This window comes from Cohnella sp. (genome assembly GCF_041641335.1).
Lineage (GTDB): Bacteria > Bacillota > Bacilli > Paenibacillales > Paenibacillaceae > Cohnella.
Map to the genome: position 1 here is coordinate 43,478 of NZ_JBEPYQ010000016.1, position 17,093 is coordinate 60,570.

Genomic DNA, 17,093 nt, shown 5'->3' on the forward strand with positions numbered 1-17,093 from the left:
CTTGTCGCGGTTTATTTGTCCTTCGTTGCTGCGGCCGCAGTCGAATCCGCCGCGATCGCCACTTCTCCGCCGGCCAATCGAACGGCCCATACCGGGACGAGGACAACCTTATCCTCCAACATTTCCGGCCGGAAGGCCGGGAATACCGCCTCGATCCTCCCTCCGACGGACTCCTTGCTCTTCAGGATGGAGCGCAGCTCGCTGCCGGCGGGAAGCGTCCTGATCTTCTTATTCGACACTTCCTGATCGAGCAGAACCAGCGAACGGGCGTAAGAGGTGACCTGCCCCCGCTGCAGCGTCATCTGCATATAGCCGAAATTCATCACCGGACCCGATACGACGGGAACGTCCCGATAATATTGCTGAAATCGGATATTTGCGTTGTCTTTGACCGGGTCGGTCCCCTGAACCAGCGCATGCTTGGAGTTCCAGCCGCCGTGCTGGTTCACGAAGCCGACCGCGGCGATCAAGTTCTCGACGAGCTCGTCGGCGCCTTCGGTCGGAGCGACAGGGTCCGTGTAGGACAGCCAGGTGCCGCCCTGCTCGATCTTCATTGCCCGTTTGGCATCGTTGTAGAAAGTACCGCTCGGAATCGCCCGCACGCTGCTGGCGTCGAAGAACAAATTGTCCTGCATCTGTTCCGCGGTATAGCGGTCGTATGGCACATCCATGGCCAGCATTCGGGAGATCGGCTTCTCCGGAATGTATATCTCTTCACCGTAGATGACGTAGGGGTCCCAGTACTGCCCAAAACCGACATAGCCTTCGACGTCGCCCACGGTCAAATCCGCTTTCTGCGCTTCGTACACGTTGCGACCGTCCGAGCTGAAGAAGTACGTCCTTACTTCGTCCCGGAGCTTGCTCGTGTAAACCCAGATCCGGTCGATCGAATCCCGGGAGAACAGGAAATCTCCGTCGATCCTGAACACCCGCTGCAGCAATTCGAACGGAATCGCACGACCGAAACGCAGCTCGACGCCCTGATTTTCCCGGGCAATCCGATCCCAATCGACCGCATTCACCGAGTCCCGCTGCAAACTCTTGAACTCACGGCTGCGCAGCTTCTCCAGAATCAGATTGTAATACGGAACGGTGCTCGGATAGAACACCGTATGCCTGTCTTCTCCCAGATGAACAACAAGCTGTTCGGGGAAGATCAGGTCTCTGACCTCCAGCTCCGTGCCGAGAGGCTCGGTCTTCACGTAGTTCAGCTCGGTTTTCACCTTTGCCTCCATGAAGGGCTTGCTGTAAGCCAGCAGATAGCTCTGGTAAAGGCTCATGACGACGAGCAGAAACAGCAATACGGATTTGCCCTTCTCGATCATGCGCTCTCACTTCCTTCCGGCACGATCGGCAGCAACACGGTCACGACGGTACCGACGTTCATCTCGGAGTCGATCGTCATCGAGCCGCCGTGCGCGCGCACGATTTCCCGGGCAATCGACAGCCCCAGCCCCGTGCCGCCCATATTTCGCGAGCGCGCCTTGTCGACGCGGTAGAACCTTTCGAAGATCCGAGGAAGATCCTTCTTCGGAATGCCGATCCCGGTATCCTTGATTGCGATGGCCAGCTGTCCCGTTTCGTTCGTTCTGGCCGTAATATCGATCGAGCCGCCGTCCAACGTATATTTGATCGCGTTCGAGACGAGATTGTCCAACACTTGGTCGATGCCGTCTCGATCCAACAGGGCCGCCTTGTGCGTCTCCTCGACCTTCACCGATACGGTAATTGCTTTCTGACGGAGTTGAAAGGAGAACCGGTCGACGACCTCCTCAAGCATCTCGAGCAAATCGACGTGCTGGCGCAGCAGTTGGTTGCGTCGGGAATCGAACCGGGATAAATGGAGCAAATCGGTAACGAGCCGGATCATCCGCTCGGTCTCGCTGCGAATGACGCCGACGAACCGATCGGCCAGCGGCGGCTCGTCCAATGCCCCGTCGTCCAGCGCTTCCGCGTAGCTCTTGATCGTCGTCAGCGGCGTTCTTAGCTCGTGGGAGACGTTCGCGACGAACTCCCGCCGCGACTGCTCGAGCTTCTCCGCCTCCGTAACGTCCTGGAGCACCGCGATTGCTCCGGCTACCCCTCTGTCTCTCCGCCGGATCGGCGTCAGCGTCACCCGGTAGATCTGGTCTTCCGTCCCGTCGTCCGTCTCGCGGTGCAGCAGCATGGACGATTCCCTGCCCTGCAGCGTCTCCGCGATCGGTTCTTTCGCGATACCGAGCGCCTCGGACAGCGTAATCCCGTCCCGCGGCTCCCGCAGACCGAGCATCGCCCGCGCCCGGCGGTTGGTGACGATGACGCTGCCCACTTCATCGGTGGCAAGCACGCCGTCGCTCATGTTGGATAGAATGGACGCCAGCTTCTCCTTCTCTTCCTCGTTTACCGCCAGCGCATCGCTCAGCCGGTCGGTCATCTCGTTAAAGGCGACGCTGAGCTGGCCGATCTCGTCTCTCCCGAACACCGGCACCCGCTCGTTGAACCGTCCTTCCGCCACCGCGCCCGCTTGGCGGGTCAGCGCCTTGATCGGCGACGTAATCGTTCCTGCTAGCAGCACGCCCAGCACCGCCGTCAATCCGAGCGCGATCAGCGTCGCCGAGACGAAGATACGGTTGATATTTTCCATCGTCTGGTACAGGTCGTTCATCGAAGCGACGATGTAGACCGCTCCGACGATTTTATCGCCGCTGAAAATCGGCTTGGCGATGACCTTGTTGCGGACGTTGTTCTCGTCAATGATCTCTTCCTCGTTGTCCCGGACGCCCTGAAGCGCCCGGCTGACGAGCAGGGATGTATTTTTTCTTCCGATGTAAGATTGAGTGTTGTTGGAGGTGGCCAGTACTTTGCCGCCGGCGTCCAGCACTTGCACCTCGGCCCCGCTATTGGTAAAGAAGTTGCTGACCAGATCGCTCAGCGTCCCCTCCGCTCCCGCCTGCAGGCTCGCTTCGTTGTTCGAATTCGAAGAGGAGAGCATCGTCGTCAACAAATTCGCCTGATCGTTCAGATTGCTGGAGAACGAGTTGATCAGCGAAGTTTTCATCGTGCTGATGAAGTACACCCCGATCAGTTGAACCGCGATCAGAATGAGCAGCAGCACCATCATAATCAGCTTAATCTGAATGCTGCGAAACAACCGAACGCCTCTCATCCGTAATAACCGCCCGCCATCTTCGGATTACGCACCAAGTAGCCCAGCCCGCGTCGGGTCAGAATGATCTCCGGGCGGCTCGGATCGTCCTCGAGCTTCTCCCGAAGACGGCGAATCGTCACGTCCACCGTGCGCACGTCGCCGAAATATTCGAAACCCCATACCGCCTGAAGCAAATGCTCGCGCGTCATGACCTTGCCGCTGTTTTTCGCCAAGTAATGAACGAGCTCGAATTCCCGATGGGTCAGATCGAGAGGCTGATTGTTCTTATAGACCACATACATATCCGTATCGATAAACAAATTGAACAGCCGGATGCCCTGACGCTCGGCTTCCTGCTGCGCTTCTTCGTCCGACCGGGGCGTCTCCACCTTGCGCTGCCGGCGCAAGTGGGCTTTCACCCTGGCGAGCAGCTCCCGCGTTCCGAACGGCTTCGTCACGTAATCGTCGGCGCCGAGCTCCAGCCCGAGTACCTTGTCGATCTCGTTGTCCTTGGCCGTCAGCATGATGATCGGAGTGGACAGTCTCGTCCGTACTTCCCGGCACACGTCCATGCCATCCTTGATCGGTAGCATCAGGTCGAGCAGAATCAGATCCGGCTCCTCCTCGAACGCCAGCCGAACCGCCGCTTCCCCGTCGAAGGCGCAGACGACCTCGTAGCCTTCCTTCTCCAAATTAAACTTCAAAATATCCGCAATCGGCCGTTCATCGTCGACGACCAGAATTTTACCCAACATAGCCTGCACCGCCTCCCTGTTCTCGGAAGCTAATCCTATCCTTCTATCTTAACATAATGCGGGCAAGACCCCAATGGCGTATGTACATCCCCATTCCCAAACCGCTCCTCGACCTGCCAGAATGATTTTGAGGGTATTTTGAAAGAGATATAGACGGCCCGTGAAGCTGTTGGGCTTGCACGGACCGCTCTTATTTATGCTCTTAGGTCTGTCCTTCTTCAATGTACGTTTTCACGGAAGGCGGTTCGTATGCGCGAAACTTGTCCAGCAAGCCCGTTGGGCTGGAATCGGAGAGAACCATGGACGCATATTTGTCCTGAAGAAACTGCTGCTCGTTCATATGCCCGAAAAACGCCAGCAACAAATCAAAATACCGATCGATGTTCAAAATGCCGCAAGGCTTCCTGTGGAGCCCCAACTGCCCCCAAGTGAAAACCTCGAAAAACTCTTCCATCGTCCCAGGACCGCCCGGCAAAGCGATAAACCCGTCCGCCAGATCGGACATTTTCGTTTTTCTTTCGTGCATGGAATTCACGACGATAAGCTCCGTCAAGCCGCGGTGGGCGATCTCCCTGTCCTCCAGCATCTTCGGAAGCACGCCGATCGCCTTGCCTCCCGCTTCCAGCACGGCATCCGCGACCGTCCCCATAATGCCCACGCTTGCTCCTCCGTAGACAAGCGTAATTCCCTGCCGGGCCAACTCTTTACCCAGTTCGACCGCACCTTCCCTGTAGGAAGGGAGAGCCCCCATACTGGAGCCGCAAAACACCGCAATACTTTTCATTTCTATCCCTCAAATCCACATGATGTTCTCCACAAAAAGTATACAGAAGCGAATGCGGCAGTTCCACTGCGTCACTTAGTTCTCTTGTTTCTCAAACATCACTTCCATTATCAGCAAAGCCCCGAGTTTGAACCCGTGCTCGAACGATGCGGCCAAATCCATTTCGATGGTCTGGACGCGCAGGTCAATCAGGTTTTCCAACTGCTTATATTCGTCCTCGGTCAATCGCTTCCTCCACACCCCCATCTCCTCCGAGATTCTGCGCCCAATCTCCCGATAAACAATGTTCTTTGACACGATCTGCCCTACCGGACATAAGTCTCCGTTGTATAGATCCTTCAATACGCTTTTCATTCTCCGACGACCTCCCGCAACCGTTTTTTTCTCCCCCTTAAAAATTATGCGAAAAACGCATAAAAATCAATATGCAATTTCCGCATAAACTAAGATAGCTTTGGGTGATGATAAATGTTTATACGAATTAGAGCGTTACGAGAAGACAAAGACTGGACGCAGAAAGAAATCGCCAATCTGTTGAAAGTAAGCCAGACCACCTATTCACGGTATGAGACTGGGGAGTTGGATTTGCCAACCTCTGCGCTGATCAAACTAGCTGACCTCCACCAAACTAGCACCGACTATTTGTTGAACCGAACAGACCGCAAGGAGCCTTATTCGGCTAAAAAGAAGTAAATCGCCGAATACCAGTAGGGTAGCGCCGCTCCTTTTAGTCCCACGGACTGATCCTTCAGCCAACGATTGTTCAGTTTGATCAAGCCGCCATGCTCGACAGGCGCGGCGTGGTCGTCAACCTTGGGCAGCTCGAGAAAATGCAGTTCTATATCCTCAATAAACGGGATACCGCTCCGATCTTCCCTTAAATGGGCGATTACGAACAAGCTCTGTGTGATATAATAAATCTAGACGGTCTAGCTGAATAGAGGGGAGGATTGTGTATGCAATGGCAACTTCAGGACGCGAAAAATCAGTTGAGCGCGGTCGTTAAAATGGCTGGTGACGAAGGGCCGCAAATCATTAGCGTACGAGGAAAACCCGCTGCTATCGTTCTTTCTATGGATGAATACCACCGACTAACGAAACCCAAAACCCGTCTGACGGACTTCTTTAAGGATTCTCCTCTGCGCGACCTCGAGCTCGATTTGGAAAGAAACAATGACCTCGCGAGAGAGGTAGAGCTATGAAATATCTCTTAGATACAAATGTTATTTCGGAATTAATAAAAAAGAACCCTCATCAGAAAGTGCTGCATTGGATCGATGAACGCGACGAATCTGCGCTGTTCCTGAGTGTAATAACATTCGGAGAACTACAAAAAGGAATTAGTAAACTAGACGATAAGGATCGGGCTACTCGACTGCAAGCATGGATTGACAATGACCTAACCGCCCGGTTCGAAGGACGTATTCTTCCCCTCGATCTCGATGTTATGTTGGCATGGGGACAACTGCTTGGAAACTCAGAAAAGAACGGAGTCGTACTCCCTCTCATGGACAGCCTGATTGCCTCCACTGCGCTTGCTCATAATTTAACCGTTATAACGCGAAACGTAAAAGACATAGAGCGTTGTCAAGCACCCGTTTATAACCCATGGGATTAAACAAAACGCCGCGTACCTGTTAGGGTAGCGGCGCTTTATTTATGCCCCGCCGCGGAATTTGAACCGCAAACGGAGCTGCTTAAGATTTACAGGTAACTGGTCGGGTTTTTCAGCTTGCCGTTTAGATGGACTTCGAAGTGCAGATGAGTCCCGGTAGATCGCCCGGTGCTGCCCATAATGCCGATGACGTCGCCCTTCTCTACGATCTGACCCTTCTTCACGCTGATGCTCTTCAGATGGCCATATACCGTTTTGAATCCATTCTTATGATCAATGATGATGGCATTGCCCAGGCCGCCTTTCTTGTAACCGGCGAATTCGACGACGCCTTCGTCGGCGGCCATAATGTTGCTCTTGCCGATGAGGTCGATGCCGTTGTGCATCCGTCCCCATCTGGAGCCCATATAGCTCGTGATGCGCGCGCCGGCGACCGGCCAGATGAATTTGCCCGAGCCTTCGCCCCGGATCACTTTCGTTCCTTTCAGAATGATCGTCGGGATCGGCTCTTTCAACACTTTGCGATCGATCTGCTCTTCTTCGATCAACGCCCCGTTGCGCTTCAGCAAGCGGTAGGTGACCTGCTGACTGCCTTCCGTGCCTTCCTTAAGCACTTTCTGCTGGCCGAGCTTCATCGAATCGCTCTTCTGGTATTCGATCGGCGGCTCGATGACCTCGATCTCCGTCACTTCTTCCTCCGAGTTGACGTTCAGAATCGGAGGCTCCTCCTCGGACAGATCGAGCACGTCGCCGATGTTGATGAAATCGTTCTTGATCCACGTATTGTTCTTGTAGATCAGTTCTTCGGAGATTTTCAGCTTCTGCGCGATGCAGCCGATGCAATCTCCCTTCTTCACCGTATAGGTCCGAGGAATCGGTTCGCCTTCCGTCAACGTCTTGAACAACTCGTCCGGATCGGATAGCTGCGCGGGGTCGATGTCGGATTCGACCGTCTCGACCTTCTCGACGAAGGAAACGGCGGTTACGATTCTCTTGGGCGTATCCGCTGCTTCCGCCTCGTCTTCCGTTGCCGCCGCATTCACGGACAGAGAACGAACTTCCATATCGCCCTGCTTCGCTACGAGCCTCGCGGGAACGTACTTGTTCTTCACCCGCTGCAGCAGCTTCTTGGCGGTATCTTCGTCGCGGACGACGCCGACCACTTCTCCGTCTACGACGACTTTGACGCCGACGGCGTGGGTTTGAAGCATGCTTTCGAGACGATTCAGCGTCGCCTCGTCGTCGGTCTTCTTCTTGTAAGCCCTTTCAGCCGTGTAGGTGACCTGATCGTCATTCAGCACCAACTGTGCAGGGGTGTCGGCGTGCTCCAGCTCTTCCGCCTTCGCTGCGATCAGCTGTTCGACTATGTCCGGGCTGCTGATCTCTCCCGCGACTTCGCCGTTGACTACAACCTTATAGTAGTCTACCTTGTTCGCTTCCACGTAGTTGAATCCTACGACAGCGGCCGCTATGGAGATTGCGATGCTGCTTGATGCTATAAGGATTGGCTTGCGGTATTTGCGTATAGGATGAGTCTCTCTTGCGTTAGTCTCCGTACGGGTCTTTCCGTTCCTCTGCGCGAATCGAACGAAGCGGAAGGTTTGCCGCGCTGCGGCAAGGATTTTCCGGATCCGATCCGTTCCCCTGAAATCGGCCATGATCTTCCCCTTTTCCCTTGCTTTCGGTGTTCTTCTTCCCGGTTATGGCAATTGCTCGTACCTCACTTTAGCATAGGTCTTAGGACTCTATCAACCGTTTGGACGGATTAGAATTATGAAAAATGGAAATAGCCGCCGGTTGACAACACCCGCGGCCACATAATTTGTAAGCGCTCTAAGCCCTAGAGTCAAGCCTATTCTTCCAACGCCGGCTCCCCTTGCAGCAGCCTCATCATCTGCATATACTCCTCGTCCGTCAACGACGTCCTCAGCATGTCCTGCAGCTCCTCCAGCTCCTCCGGCGTCAGCCCGTCTTGCAGCGAATTCGACAATTGTCGCAATTGCTCCGGGTTCAGCTTCGAGACGACGAGCGAGTAGAGCGACTGTCTCTGTTCGTCGGTCAGCTGCCCGATCGACGATTCGTCCCCGAACACCGGCACCGCCTCGTCCGGCGGACTCTCCTCTCCGTAGTCCGGCTCCGCTCCGGCCGGCTCCGGAGGCGGGACCGCCTCGTCCGTCGCTTCTCCTCCGTCCGCTTCGCTTCCGCCGACGGACGGCTGCGACGAAGGCGACGGGGAAGACCGACTCTCGCCTTGCGTTTGCTGAGACGCTCGAGAAGGCGATTCGGCCGCTTCCTTCTGCGGAGCTCGCTCCGCTCCCCACAGCGTTCCCCAGACGCCCGACAAAGCGAGCGGCTGCACCTCAAGCGGCAAATTCAACTGCTTGAGCACCGATTCCATATAGCTGTTCACGATATAACCTGTCGTCCATATGCATAGGAAGCTGAGCAATAGAGCCGTCGCGACCAGCCGCAGAGCCCAGCTTATCCACTTGAACATTCCCGTACCTCCTACGTCCTGCTTGAGTTTCATAGTTTTTAGTATGGGCAAACCTCCTTGCAAACATTCATAGGAATGAATGAAAGAAAGAGCGGCTCCCTGTTCGGGAACCGCCCTTCGCGTTAAGCCGCTTCCGCCGCCATCGACGACGTCATCGTCCGTTGTTTGCGGGAACGCCTGAAGTAGAGCAATTCGTACATCACCGGCACGACGACAAGGTGAGCAGAGTCGAGCTCGTCAGGCCGCCGATGACGACGACCGCCAGGCCGCATTCCTTCCTTTAGCCATCGATAAGGATACCCATATTTTTAGCCGTACCGGCGATAATTTTCATAGCGCTCTCCAGATTTGTCGTGTTCAGGTCCGGCAATTTAATTTCAGCGATTTGCCGCAGCTGCTCCTGCGTAATAGAACCTACTACCGTGCTTCCCGGTTTTGCGGCGCCTTTGTCTACTCCGGCGAACTTTTTCAGGAGAAAAGAAGCAGGTGGAGTTTTCAGCACAATTTCAAACGAACGATCTTCATACACCTTGATTTCGGCAGGGATCACTTGTCCCAGCTTGCCTTTTGTCTGTTCGTTGTATTGCGTACAAAACTGCATTAAGTTTATCCCTGTTGGCGCCAGATCCTTACCTACTCTTGCCGGATTCGCTTTTCCGGCTTCCAATTCCAGCTTTAGAATTCGTTTAACCTCTTTATTTTTGGCCATTGTTCCTCACCTTACCTTGGTTTTGAATATGGAATGTCCCACAACGTGCAGTTTAAAGGATTACGCTGCGTGAACCTCAAGAGCTAATCCAAAAAAGAAGGCTACGAAGGAGACTGGCCCAAAAGTACTTCTAGCTCACGTTGAGAACAGCTCGCTTGCGAGAAAAACAAGCATTTCATGAAAATGGCGGCAACAGGGTCGTTATCCCTGTGCCGCCATTTCGCGTTTTTGGTCTATTGCTGCTTTCTTGAGAAAACGCCGGAATCCCCGGTTGTTCTTCATATCCGTTCGGAGCGGATTGTTGACATTTGGGATAGCCCCTTCCGGGCAACGCCGGCTCAGTCTGCTTTATTCAATTCCTTCGATCCACTTGCTCACTTTGTCCTCGTTAGCCTCGACCCACTTACGGGCCGCTTCCTCTTCGCTTGTGCCGCTGAAGATGTCGACCATGACCGCTTCCATGTCGGCCGGCGTCCATTCGAACTGGTCAAGGAAGAGATACGCTTCCGGGTGATCCGCTTTTAATCCCGATCTGACCAACGTGTGAATCTGCTCGTCCCCGCCGTACACGTTCTTCGGATCTTCCAAATACTTCAGGTCCATCTCGGCGAACATCCAGTGAGGCGTCCAACCCGTAACAACGATCGGCTCTTGCTTGGCGTAAGCGTCCTGAAGCACTTTGGCCATCGCCGCGGACGAGCTCTCCAGCAGCTTCCAATCCTTCAGCCCGTACTCCTCGATTGCCTTGCTCGTCGCCGTCATAATGCCCGCGCCGGGCTCGATCCCCGTAATCGTATAGTTCAGCGATTGGGCGATGTCGCCGTTCAAATCCTCAATCGAGGAAATGTCCATGTAGGAAGGAACGGTCAGTCCAACCTTCGTGCCGTCGAGGTTGACGCCAAGATCCTCGAACTTATCCTTGTTCGGCTCGTAATAGTTCTCTCCGTGCGTGCTCGGCAGCCAAGCCGCCACCATCGCGTCGGCGCTGCCGTCCGCGATGCCGAGGTACATCGGACCCGCGTCGACTTGAAGCATATTCACCTTGTAGCCCAGCTTGCTCTCCAGCACTGCCTTCACGACGTTCGTGCTGGCGATTTCGGAGTCCCACGCGACGTAGGCCAGCGTAATCTCCTTATTTTTCGCCGGGGAACCCGACGCTCCGCCCTCGTTGCTCTCTTTGGAGCATCCCGCAAGCACGAGCGCGAAGACCAGTACGGCTGCCAACAACGGATTTACGCTTTTCTTCAAATTCATCACGATCCTTTTCGTTTAGTTTTCACCAGATTTTGCGTGATCCGATCGAGGATGATCGCAAGCACGACTACGGCCAAGCCCGCTTCGAAGCCGACTCCCGTCTTGGCCTGGGTCACGGCGCGGTACACGTCTGCCCCTACGCCCTGCGCTCCGATCATCGAAGCAATGACGACCATCGACAGCGACAGCATGATCGTCTGGTTGACCCCCGCCATAATCGTCGGTGCGGCGATCGGAAGCTGAAGCTTGAACAGCTTCTGCAACGGCGTCGAGCCGAAGGCGTCGGCCGCTTCGACCAGATCGGCGGGGACTTGGCGTATGCCCAGATTCGTCAGACGGATCGTCGGCGGAATGCCGAAGATGACCGAAGCGATGACGCCCGGAACGACGCCCAGGGAGAAGAAGGCGACCGCGGGCAGCAGATAGACGAACGCCGGCATCGTCTGCATGAAGTCCAGCACGGGCGTTACGACCTTCTGCACCTTATCGCTTCGGGCGCAGGCGATTCCCAGCGGAATCCCGATCACGATGGAGATGATCGAAGCCGTCAAGACGAGTGCCAGCGTCTCCATCGTGTTCTCCCAATAGCCCAGGTTGTAGACGAGATACAGGCCGAGCAGCGTGAAGACCGCGATTCTCGTTCGCCCGATCCAATACGCCAACCCGGTAAACAGCACGATCAGCAGCAACGGAGGAACCTCGTTAAATCCGTCCGCCAATCCGTTCACGATCGTGCCGATGAACGCCTTGATGCCCTGGAACACCGGTCCGGCGTTTCCTTCCAGCCATTTCTCGATCGCTTCGACCCACTTGCCGATCGGAATTTTCGGCAGATCGAGCGCCGATAGCCAATAAAGCATACTCACGTCGGATCACCGCCCGCTCCCGTTCGGTCGCCGCTGCCGCTCAAGGCGGAGAGTACCGCTCCGCGGATGATGATGCCCAGCAATCTGCTCCTGTCGTCGACGACGGCGACCGGAATTTTCGCGACGCTTACCGCGTCGAACAATTCGCTCAGATGCACGTCCGGTCCGACCGTCGTCACCTCTCGAATAAGAATGTCTTCCAAGCCTTTGCCCGCCTTCACCGCTTCCGCCGAAGCTTCGGCGGTCACGGCTCCGATCAGCTGACGGCCCTTATCGACTACGTACAGGTTCGAGATGCCCCGGTCGCGCATCAGCTGCAAGGCCACTCTTGGTCCGCGATCCGGCGCGATCGTCTCGGCGCGCACCATGACATGGGACGCCGTCAGCACCTTCGACAGATCGACGTCTTCGACGAAGCGCTCCACATATTCGTTCGCGGGATCGGTCAGAATCTGTTCCGGCGTGCCGACCTGCACGACCGCGCCGTCCTTCATGAGCGCGATCCGGTCACCGATGCGCAGCGCCTCGTCCAGATCGTGCGTGATGAAGATGATCGTTTTCTTCATCGATGCTTGAAGCTCCAGCAGCTCGTCCTGCATCTCCTTGCGGATGAGCGGATCGAGCGCGCTGAACGCTTCGTCCATGAGCAGAATCTCGGGATCGTTCGCCAAGCCGCGGGCCAATCCCACGCGCTGCTGCATCCCTCCGCTCAATTCGTCCGGGCGCTTCTGCTCCCAGCCTCCGAGGCCGACGAGCTCCAGTGTCTCCATCGCCTTCTTCCTCCGCTGCTCCTTGGGCACGCCCTGGATCTCCAAGCCGTATTCCGCGTTTTCCAGCACCGTGCGGTGAGGAAACAAGGCGAACTTCTGGAACACCATGCCGATCGTCTTGCGTCGTATCTCGCGAAGCTGCTCCGCGCTAAGCTGAACAATGTCTGTCCCGTTGACGAGCACCTTCCCGGACGTCGGTTCGATCAGACGGTTAAGCAAGCGAACGAGCGTCGACTTGCCGCTGCCGGACAACCCCATAATGACGAAAATTTCGCCGCGCTCGATCGTGAAGCTCACCCGATTAACCCCGACGGTGAGCTTCGTCTCTTTAGCGATTCGATCCTTGGTCCAACCTTGTTCGAGCAGCCGAATCGCCCGTTTAGGATCGCTGCCGAACACTTTCGTTAAAGCTTGAACTTCTATAATCGCCGTCACCGCTTATCCCCCTTTCCGTTGTTTCTCTCCTGTTTCTCTCGTACAGCCGCTTTTACAAGTGTAGACGTCCGGTCTCGGAGGGGTCAAAACGGATATAACATCGTATAGAACGTACAGTTTTAACTTTACACACTTATTTTACTGTATGCTCTCATTTCCTTAAACATCCTCCCGAACCGTATTCTTTACTTACGATCGACTCTTTTCTACAATAGAAGTCAGGCATCACCGACCGCTCGCGGAGAGACGGGGATAGGAGTGTAAGGCATGGCGACTTTCGAAGGACTATCGGAAGAGCAGATTAAAATCATAGAGAAATCGCGCCGAAGAGTCGTGGATTCAATCGGCAACAATATGGATTTATACGGGGTCACGACTTCGATCGGTCATCTGTACGGCATGATGTATTTCCACGACGGTGCCGTTACGCTGGACGAGATGGGCGAGGAAATGGGGCTCAGCAAGACGAGCATCAGCACGGGAATGCGCACGCTCGTCGACCTGAAGATGATCAGCAAAATCTGGGGTAAAGGCTCCAGAAAAGATCTGTACGAGGTCGAAGAAGATTGGCATCAAAATTTCGTCGATTACTTCTCTATCAAGTGGCGCAAGTCTATGGAAGTGAATATGTCGTCGTTGAACAAGTCGATGGCGGAGCTCCGGAAGATGCGCGATCAGGATCCGGACAACGAGAAGCTGGCCGAGTTGATCGAGTACGACATGACGAAAATGGCCCACGCCCTCCGGTATTACAGATGGCTGGACCGTTTCATCGACGCGCTCGAGTCGGGTGATATTTTCAATTGGGTGCCGAAGGAAGAGGAATAAACGAGCGCAGGCCATCGTTTATTTCTTCTTTTCTTCCTTTGCGGCCTTCTCAAGACGGAGGAACCGCTTCAGGTCCGCTTTGCGGATCGGGAGCGGTTCTTTCCTTAGGAGCTTCGCAATCGACAGGACAAGAAGCAACAGCACCAAGGTAAAAGGCAAAGCGGAAATCAGCGAAGCGGTCTGCAAGGCGTCAAGGCCGCCTGCATAAAGAAGAACGCTCGCAATGGCCGCCATAAGAATTCCCCACACGAACTTGGCGAACCGCGGCGGATTGCGGCTTCCCTTCGACGTCATGCTGGACATGATGAAGGTCGCGGAGTCCGCCGACGTCACTAAGAAAGTCAAAATAAGAAGGATTGACAGAACCGAAGACAAGATCGTTAGCGGCAGAAATTCGAAGGTCTTAAAAAGCGCCGAGGAAACATCCATCTGTACGGCGTCCGCTATGCCGGCATTTTTGTGGGCATCGTTCCACAGCGCCGTTCCTCCGAATGCCGCAATCCAGATACAAGCAAGGGCCGGAGGAACGGTCATGACTCCCATGATGAATTCCCGGATTGTCCTCCCCTTGGACACTCTGGCGATAAAAGCCCCGACGAACGGCGACCAGGAAATCGCCCATGCCCAATAGAAGATCGTCCAATCCCGAACCCAGGTTCCGCCCCGATAAGGCTGCAGCCGCAAGCTGTAACCGATGAAGTTGGAGATGTAGTCCCCGACCGCAAGGGTGAAAGTTTCGAGAATGAACAAGGTAGGTCCCGTTACGAATACAAAGAGAAGAAGCACGATCGCAAAAACCAGGTTCAAGTTGCTCAAATACCGAATCCCTTTATTCAATCCGGTCGTTGAGGACAGCATATAGGCGCAGAAAACGACGCCGATGATCGCCAGTTGGACCCAGAAGGAAGTGCCGGTGCCGAACACGGCATTCAATCCGCCATTCATTTGGAGAGCGCCTAATCCGATGGATGTGGCGACTCCCATCACCGTTGCAATTACCGCAAATGAATCGATTGTATTCTTCACGCCCGGCTTTTGCCCTGCGATGGGCTCCAGCGCCGTTGAGATTAGTCCGTCTTTCTGTTTTCGGTACTGCATGAAAGCGATGACGAGACCGACCAAGGCGTACACGGACCATTGACTGATTCCCCAGTGGAAAAAGGAGTAGCCCATCGCGACTCTCGCCGCTTCGACCGTCCGTCCTTCCAGGTCGGCGAACGGCGTCGAGAGGTAATGGCTCATCGGCTCCGCCACTCCCCAGAAGACGAGCCCCACGCCGAATCCGGCGGAGAACAGCATTCCGATCCAGGTGAAGAAGGGAAATTCGGGTCTCTCCTCTTCCCCGCCCAAACGAATCGCGCCGTACTTGCTCAACGCTAATCCCGCCAAGAAGAGAATAATGAGAAATACCGACAACAAATAGAACCAACCGAAATTGATCGTCGTGAAATCGAACAGCGTCCCGGCGACCCGGCCGAACGGTGCGGGCATAAGGCCCCCCAGCAGCACTAATACGATCAATATGGACGCCGACACCGAGAATACGGGATTTTTCCAAGCCTTGTTCTTCATATCCATTCCGCCCTTATGTATTTTCCTGGCTTATTGTTCCCGGATACGGGCGGAATTGATACTCCTCGCCTAAAAGCCGTTCAGCGCTTCGCGCCAAACTGAAATGAGAAGAAGGATATCGACCTTGGATTTAATTTTTGAACAGCACTACAGTCCATACAAGCAGAGATGTAGTTTCAATCGATTTAAAGCGGATTTCCCGCTCTATTTCCGCGATTCTCCCGTTTTGGAGAAATTAAAAGCGGGTTTTCCGCTCTATTCCGCGATTCTCCCGTTTTTGGAGAAATTAAAGCGGGTTTTCCGCTCTACATCTGCGTATTTTCCCCATTCGACAAAATTAGCGCGGGTTTTCCGCCCTAAATTGTTCCGTCCATTCCCCCAGCCAAAAAACCTCAAATCCCCCCTTAGCTAAGAAGGATCTGAGGTTCTTCGGCGGCTATTCCTTACCGACGCAACACCTCTGCCGAAAGGCTTCTTTCGTCGTTACTCTCCGTAAATCTTGGCGACCTGATTCGTCTGCTCGCGGTTGCGGCCGACCGAGAAAATGGCGATGGGAATGCCCGTCAGCTCGGTAATGCGCTCAATGAAACGCTGGGTCGTCTCCGGCAGATCGCTGATCTGCTTCGCTCCGGAAATGTCCTCGTTCCAGCCCGGAAGCTCCTCGTACACCGCCTCGCACTCCTCCAGCAGCTTCAGGTTGGCCGGATAGTGCTCCATCAATTCTCCGCGGAACTTGTAGGCCGTGCAGATCTTCACCGTGTCCAGACCGGTCAGTACGTCCAACGAGTTCAGGCTGAGTCCCGTGATGCCGCTGACGCGGCGGGCGTGGCGGACGACGACCGAGTCGAACCATCCGACGCGGCGGGGACGTCCCGTTACGGTGCCGTACTCGTGCCCTTTGTCGCGAATCCATTGGCCGATCTCGTTGTCCAATTCCGTCGGGAACGGACCGTCTCCGACGCGAGTCGTATACGCTTTGGCCACGCCGATGACTTCCCGGATCTTGGACGGGCCGACGCCGGAGCCGATGCACACGCCGCCTGCCGAAGGGTTCGAGCTGGTCACGTACGGATACGTTCCTTGGTCGATGTCGAGCATGACGCCTTGCGCGCCTTCGAACAGCACTTTCTTGCCGGTGTCGATCGCGTCGTTCAAGACGACCGACGTATCGGTCACGTACGGACGAAGCTTCTCGGCCAACTCCAGGTACTCGTTGATGATGCCGTCCGCATCGAGCGCTTCTCCGCTGTACATTTGGGTAATGACTTGGTTTTTGTCCGCAATAATGGCGCGGGCCTTCTCCGCGAACGCTTCCGGCACCATCAGATCGGCGATCCGAATGCCGTTGCGCGCCGCTTTATCCATATAGCAAGGACCGATGCCTTTGCGAGTCGTGCCGATCTTGTTGTCCGCCTTGCGGTCTTCCTCCAAGGCGTCAAGCACCAGGTGATACGGCATAATGACGTGGGCGCGGTCGCTGATCTTCAAATTGTCGGTGGAAAATCCGTTGTCCTGGATGTACTTAATTTCTTCCACGAGAGCGGCCGGATTGATGACCATTCCGTTCCCGATGACGCAGAGCTTGTTCTGATTGAAAATTCCGGATGGAACCATTGTTAACTTGTATTTCTTGTTATCTATGAGAATAGTATGCCCGGCGTTATTCCCGCCTTGATAACGGGCGACGACGTCGGCCTTCTCGGCCAAATAGTCGGTAATCTTGCCTTTACCCTCGTCTCCCCATTGCGTACCAACGACAACGACTGTTGACAATGCAATCCCTCCATCCGAATGCGTCTGGCGCACATCGGCATGATAATGCCGCCCGACTATCGCCAATCGCGATCAGGCAGCATGATTAGTTTATCAACTGTACCGAGG

At 55.0% G+C, this 17,093-nt stretch carries 17 protein-coding genes; 4 read left to right on the forward strand and 13 right to left on the reverse strand.

Features of this window, described 5'->3' with window-relative positions; all coding sequences use genetic code 11:
• Window positions 1-11 precede the first annotated feature (11 nt).
• From ACESLM_RS07325 to ACESLM_RS07345, 5 genes are all read right to left on the reverse strand, one after another.
• Window positions 12-1,325, reverse strand: a complete 1,314-nt coding sequence (locus tag ACESLM_RS07325; RefSeq protein ID WP_372630903.1) for a YycH family regulatory protein — start codon at window positions 1,323-1,325, stop codon at window positions 12-14.
• On the reverse strand, window positions 1,322-3,145 hold the full coding sequence (walK, locus tag ACESLM_RS07330) for a cell wall metabolism sensor histidine kinase WalK (protein WP_372630904.1): 1,824 nt from the start codon (window positions 3,143-3,145) through the stop codon (window positions 1,322-1,324). The genes ACESLM_RS07325 and walK overlap by 4 nt, the downstream gene beginning before the upstream one ends.
• On the reverse strand, window positions 3,142-3,882 hold the full coding sequence (yycF, locus tag ACESLM_RS07335) for a response regulator YycF (RefSeq protein ID WP_094047164.1): 741 nt from the start codon (window positions 3,880-3,882) through the stop codon (window positions 3,142-3,144). The genes walK and yycF overlap by 4 nt, the downstream gene beginning before the upstream one ends.
• Before the next feature lie 202 nt (window positions 3,883-4,084).
• A complete protein-coding gene (locus ACESLM_RS07340; RefSeq protein ID WP_372630905.1) occupies window positions 4,085-4,666 on the reverse strand; it encodes an LOG family protein in 582 nt (193 codons plus the stop codon).
• 75 nt (window positions 4,667-4,741) lie between these two features.
• Window positions 4,742-5,020, reverse strand: a complete 279-nt coding sequence (locus ACESLM_RS07345; RefSeq protein ID WP_372630906.1) for a DUF6809 family protein — start codon at window positions 5,018-5,020, stop codon at window positions 4,742-4,744.
• 114 nt (window positions 5,021-5,134) lie between these two features.
• On the opposite strand from ACESLM_RS07345, the gene ACESLM_RS07350 reads away from it, so the two are divergent.
• From ACESLM_RS07350 to ACESLM_RS07360, 3 genes are all read left to right on the forward strand, one after another.
• Window positions 5,135-5,359 carry a helix-turn-helix domain-containing protein gene (locus tag ACESLM_RS07350; protein ID WP_372630907.1) on the forward strand — a complete coding sequence of 75 codons (225 nt, stop codon included), beginning with the start codon at window positions 5,135-5,137 and terminating at the stop codon, window positions 5,357-5,359.
• Window positions 5,360-5,622: 263 nt separating this feature from the next.
• On the forward strand, window positions 5,623-5,868 hold the full coding sequence (locus ACESLM_RS07355; RefSeq protein WP_372630908.1) for a type II toxin-antitoxin system Phd/YefM family antitoxin: 246 nt from the start codon (window positions 5,623-5,625) through the stop codon (window positions 5,866-5,868).
• Window positions 5,865-6,284: a type II toxin-antitoxin system VapC family toxin gene (locus tag ACESLM_RS07360; RefSeq protein ID WP_372630909.1), complete on the forward strand. Its 420-nt coding sequence runs from the start codon at window positions 5,865-5,867 to the stop codon at window positions 6,282-6,284. Before ACESLM_RS07355 ends, ACESLM_RS07360 begins: the two co-directional genes overlap by 4 nt.
• An 86-nt stretch (window positions 6,285-6,370) precedes the next feature.
• On the opposite strand, the gene ACESLM_RS07365 is transcribed toward ACESLM_RS07360, so the two are convergent.
• From ACESLM_RS07365 to proV, 6 genes are all read right to left on the reverse strand, one after another.
• On the reverse strand, window positions 6,371-7,723 hold the full coding sequence (locus tag ACESLM_RS07365) for a peptidoglycan DD-metalloendopeptidase family protein (protein WP_372630910.1): 1,353 nt from the start codon (window positions 7,721-7,723) through the stop codon (window positions 6,371-6,373).
• Between the two features lie 410 nt (window positions 7,724-8,133).
• Window positions 8,134-8,778, reverse strand: a complete 645-nt coding sequence (locus ACESLM_RS07370; protein ID WP_372630911.1) for a hypothetical protein — start codon at window positions 8,776-8,778, stop codon at window positions 8,134-8,136.
• Window positions 8,779-9,058: 280 nt separating this feature from the next.
• Complete coding sequence (gene rplK / locus ACESLM_RS07375; RefSeq protein ID WP_372630912.1) at window positions 9,059-9,487, reverse strand: 50S ribosomal protein L11; 429 nt, start codon at window positions 9,485-9,487, stop codon at window positions 9,059-9,061.
• Window positions 9,488-9,835: 348 nt separating this feature from the next.
• The gene (locus ACESLM_RS07380; protein WP_372630913.1) at window positions 9,836-10,735 is read right to left on the reverse strand and encodes a glycine betaine ABC transporter substrate-binding protein; all 900 of its coding nucleotides are present in this window, start codon (window positions 10,733-10,735) and stop codon (window positions 9,836-9,838) included.
• Between the two features lie 5 nt (window positions 10,736-10,740).
• Entirely contained in the window at window positions 10,741-11,601 is an 861-nt protein-coding gene (locus ACESLM_RS07385; RefSeq protein WP_372630936.1) for an ABC transporter permease, read from the reverse strand.
• Between the two features lie 2 nt (window positions 11,602-11,603).
• A complete protein-coding gene (gene proV / locus ACESLM_RS07390) occupies window positions 11,604-12,812 on the reverse strand; it encodes a glycine betaine/L-proline ABC transporter ATP-binding protein ProV (RefSeq protein WP_372630914.1) in 1,209 nt (402 codons plus the stop codon).
• Between the two features lie 267 nt (window positions 12,813-13,079).
• On the opposite strand from proV, the gene ACESLM_RS07395 reads away from it, so the two are divergent.
• Window positions 13,080-13,640 carry a GbsR/MarR family transcriptional regulator gene (locus tag ACESLM_RS07395; RefSeq protein WP_372630915.1) on the forward strand — a complete coding sequence of 187 codons (561 nt, stop codon included), beginning with the start codon at window positions 13,080-13,082 and terminating at the stop codon, window positions 13,638-13,640.
• Window positions 13,641-13,658: 18 nt separating this feature from the next.
• Here ACESLM_RS07395 and ACESLM_RS07400 read toward each other — a convergent pair whose 3' ends face one another.
• Window positions 13,659-15,212: a BCCT family transporter gene (locus tag ACESLM_RS07400; protein WP_372630916.1), complete on the reverse strand. Its 1,554-nt coding sequence runs from the start codon at window positions 15,210-15,212 to the stop codon at window positions 13,659-13,661.
• Window positions 15,213-15,695: 483 nt separating this feature from the next.
• Complete coding sequence (locus ACESLM_RS07405; RefSeq protein WP_372630917.1) at window positions 15,696-16,985, reverse strand: adenylosuccinate synthase; 1,290 nt, start codon at window positions 16,983-16,985, stop codon at window positions 15,696-15,698.
• Between the last annotated feature and the right edge of the window lie 108 nt (window positions 16,986-17,093).

What these genes read in the sequence shown, in the direction of transcription:
- ACESLM_RS07325 (WP_372630903.1), bottom strand. Translation starts at nt 1,325, where the DNA reads ATGATCGAGAAGGGCAAATCCGTATTGCTGTTTCTGCTCGTCGTCATG.
- walK (WP_372630904.1), bottom strand. Translation starts at nt 3,145, where the DNA reads ATGAGAGGCGTTCGGTTGTTTCGCAGCATTCAGATTAAGCTGATTATG.
- yycF (WP_094047164.1), bottom strand. Translation starts at nt 3,882, where the DNA reads ATGTTGGGTAAAATTCTGGTCGTCGACGATGAACGGCCGATTGCGGAT.
- ACESLM_RS07340 (WP_372630905.1), bottom strand. Translation starts at nt 4,666, where the DNA reads ATGAAAAGTATTGCGGTGTTTTGCGGCTCCAGTATGGGGGCTCTCCCT.
- ACESLM_RS07345 (WP_372630906.1), bottom strand. Translation starts at nt 5,020, where the DNA reads ATGAAAAGCGTATTGAAGGATCTATACAACGGAGACTTATGTCCGGTA.
- ACESLM_RS07350 (WP_372630907.1), top strand. Translation starts at nt 5,135, where the DNA reads ATGTTTATACGAATTAGAGCGTTACGAGAAGACAAAGACTGGACGCAG.
- ACESLM_RS07355 (WP_372630908.1), top strand. Translation starts at nt 5,623, where the DNA reads ATGCAATGGCAACTTCAGGACGCGAAAAATCAGTTGAGCGCGGTCGTT.
- ACESLM_RS07360 (WP_372630909.1), top strand. Translation starts at nt 5,865, where the DNA reads ATGAAATATCTCTTAGATACAAATGTTATTTCGGAATTAATAAAAAAG.
- ACESLM_RS07370 (WP_372630911.1), bottom strand. Translation starts at nt 8,778, where the DNA reads ATGTTCAAGTGGATAAGCTGGGCTCTGCGGCTGGTCGCGACGGCTCTA.
- rplK (WP_372630912.1), bottom strand. Translation starts at nt 9,487, where the DNA reads ATGGCCAAAAATAAAGAGGTTAAACGAATTCTAAAGCTGGAATTGGAA.
- ACESLM_RS07385 (WP_372630936.1), bottom strand. Translation starts at nt 11,601, where the DNA reads ATGCTTTATTGGCTATCGGCGCTCGATCTGCCGAAAATTCCGATCGGC.
- ACESLM_RS07395 (WP_372630915.1), top strand. Translation starts at nt 13,080, where the DNA reads ATGGCGACTTTCGAAGGACTATCGGAAGAGCAGATTAAAATCATAGAG.
- ACESLM_RS07400 (WP_372630916.1), bottom strand. Translation starts at nt 15,212, where the DNA reads ATGAAGAACAAGGCTTGGAAAAATCCCGTATTCTCGGTGTCGGCGTCC.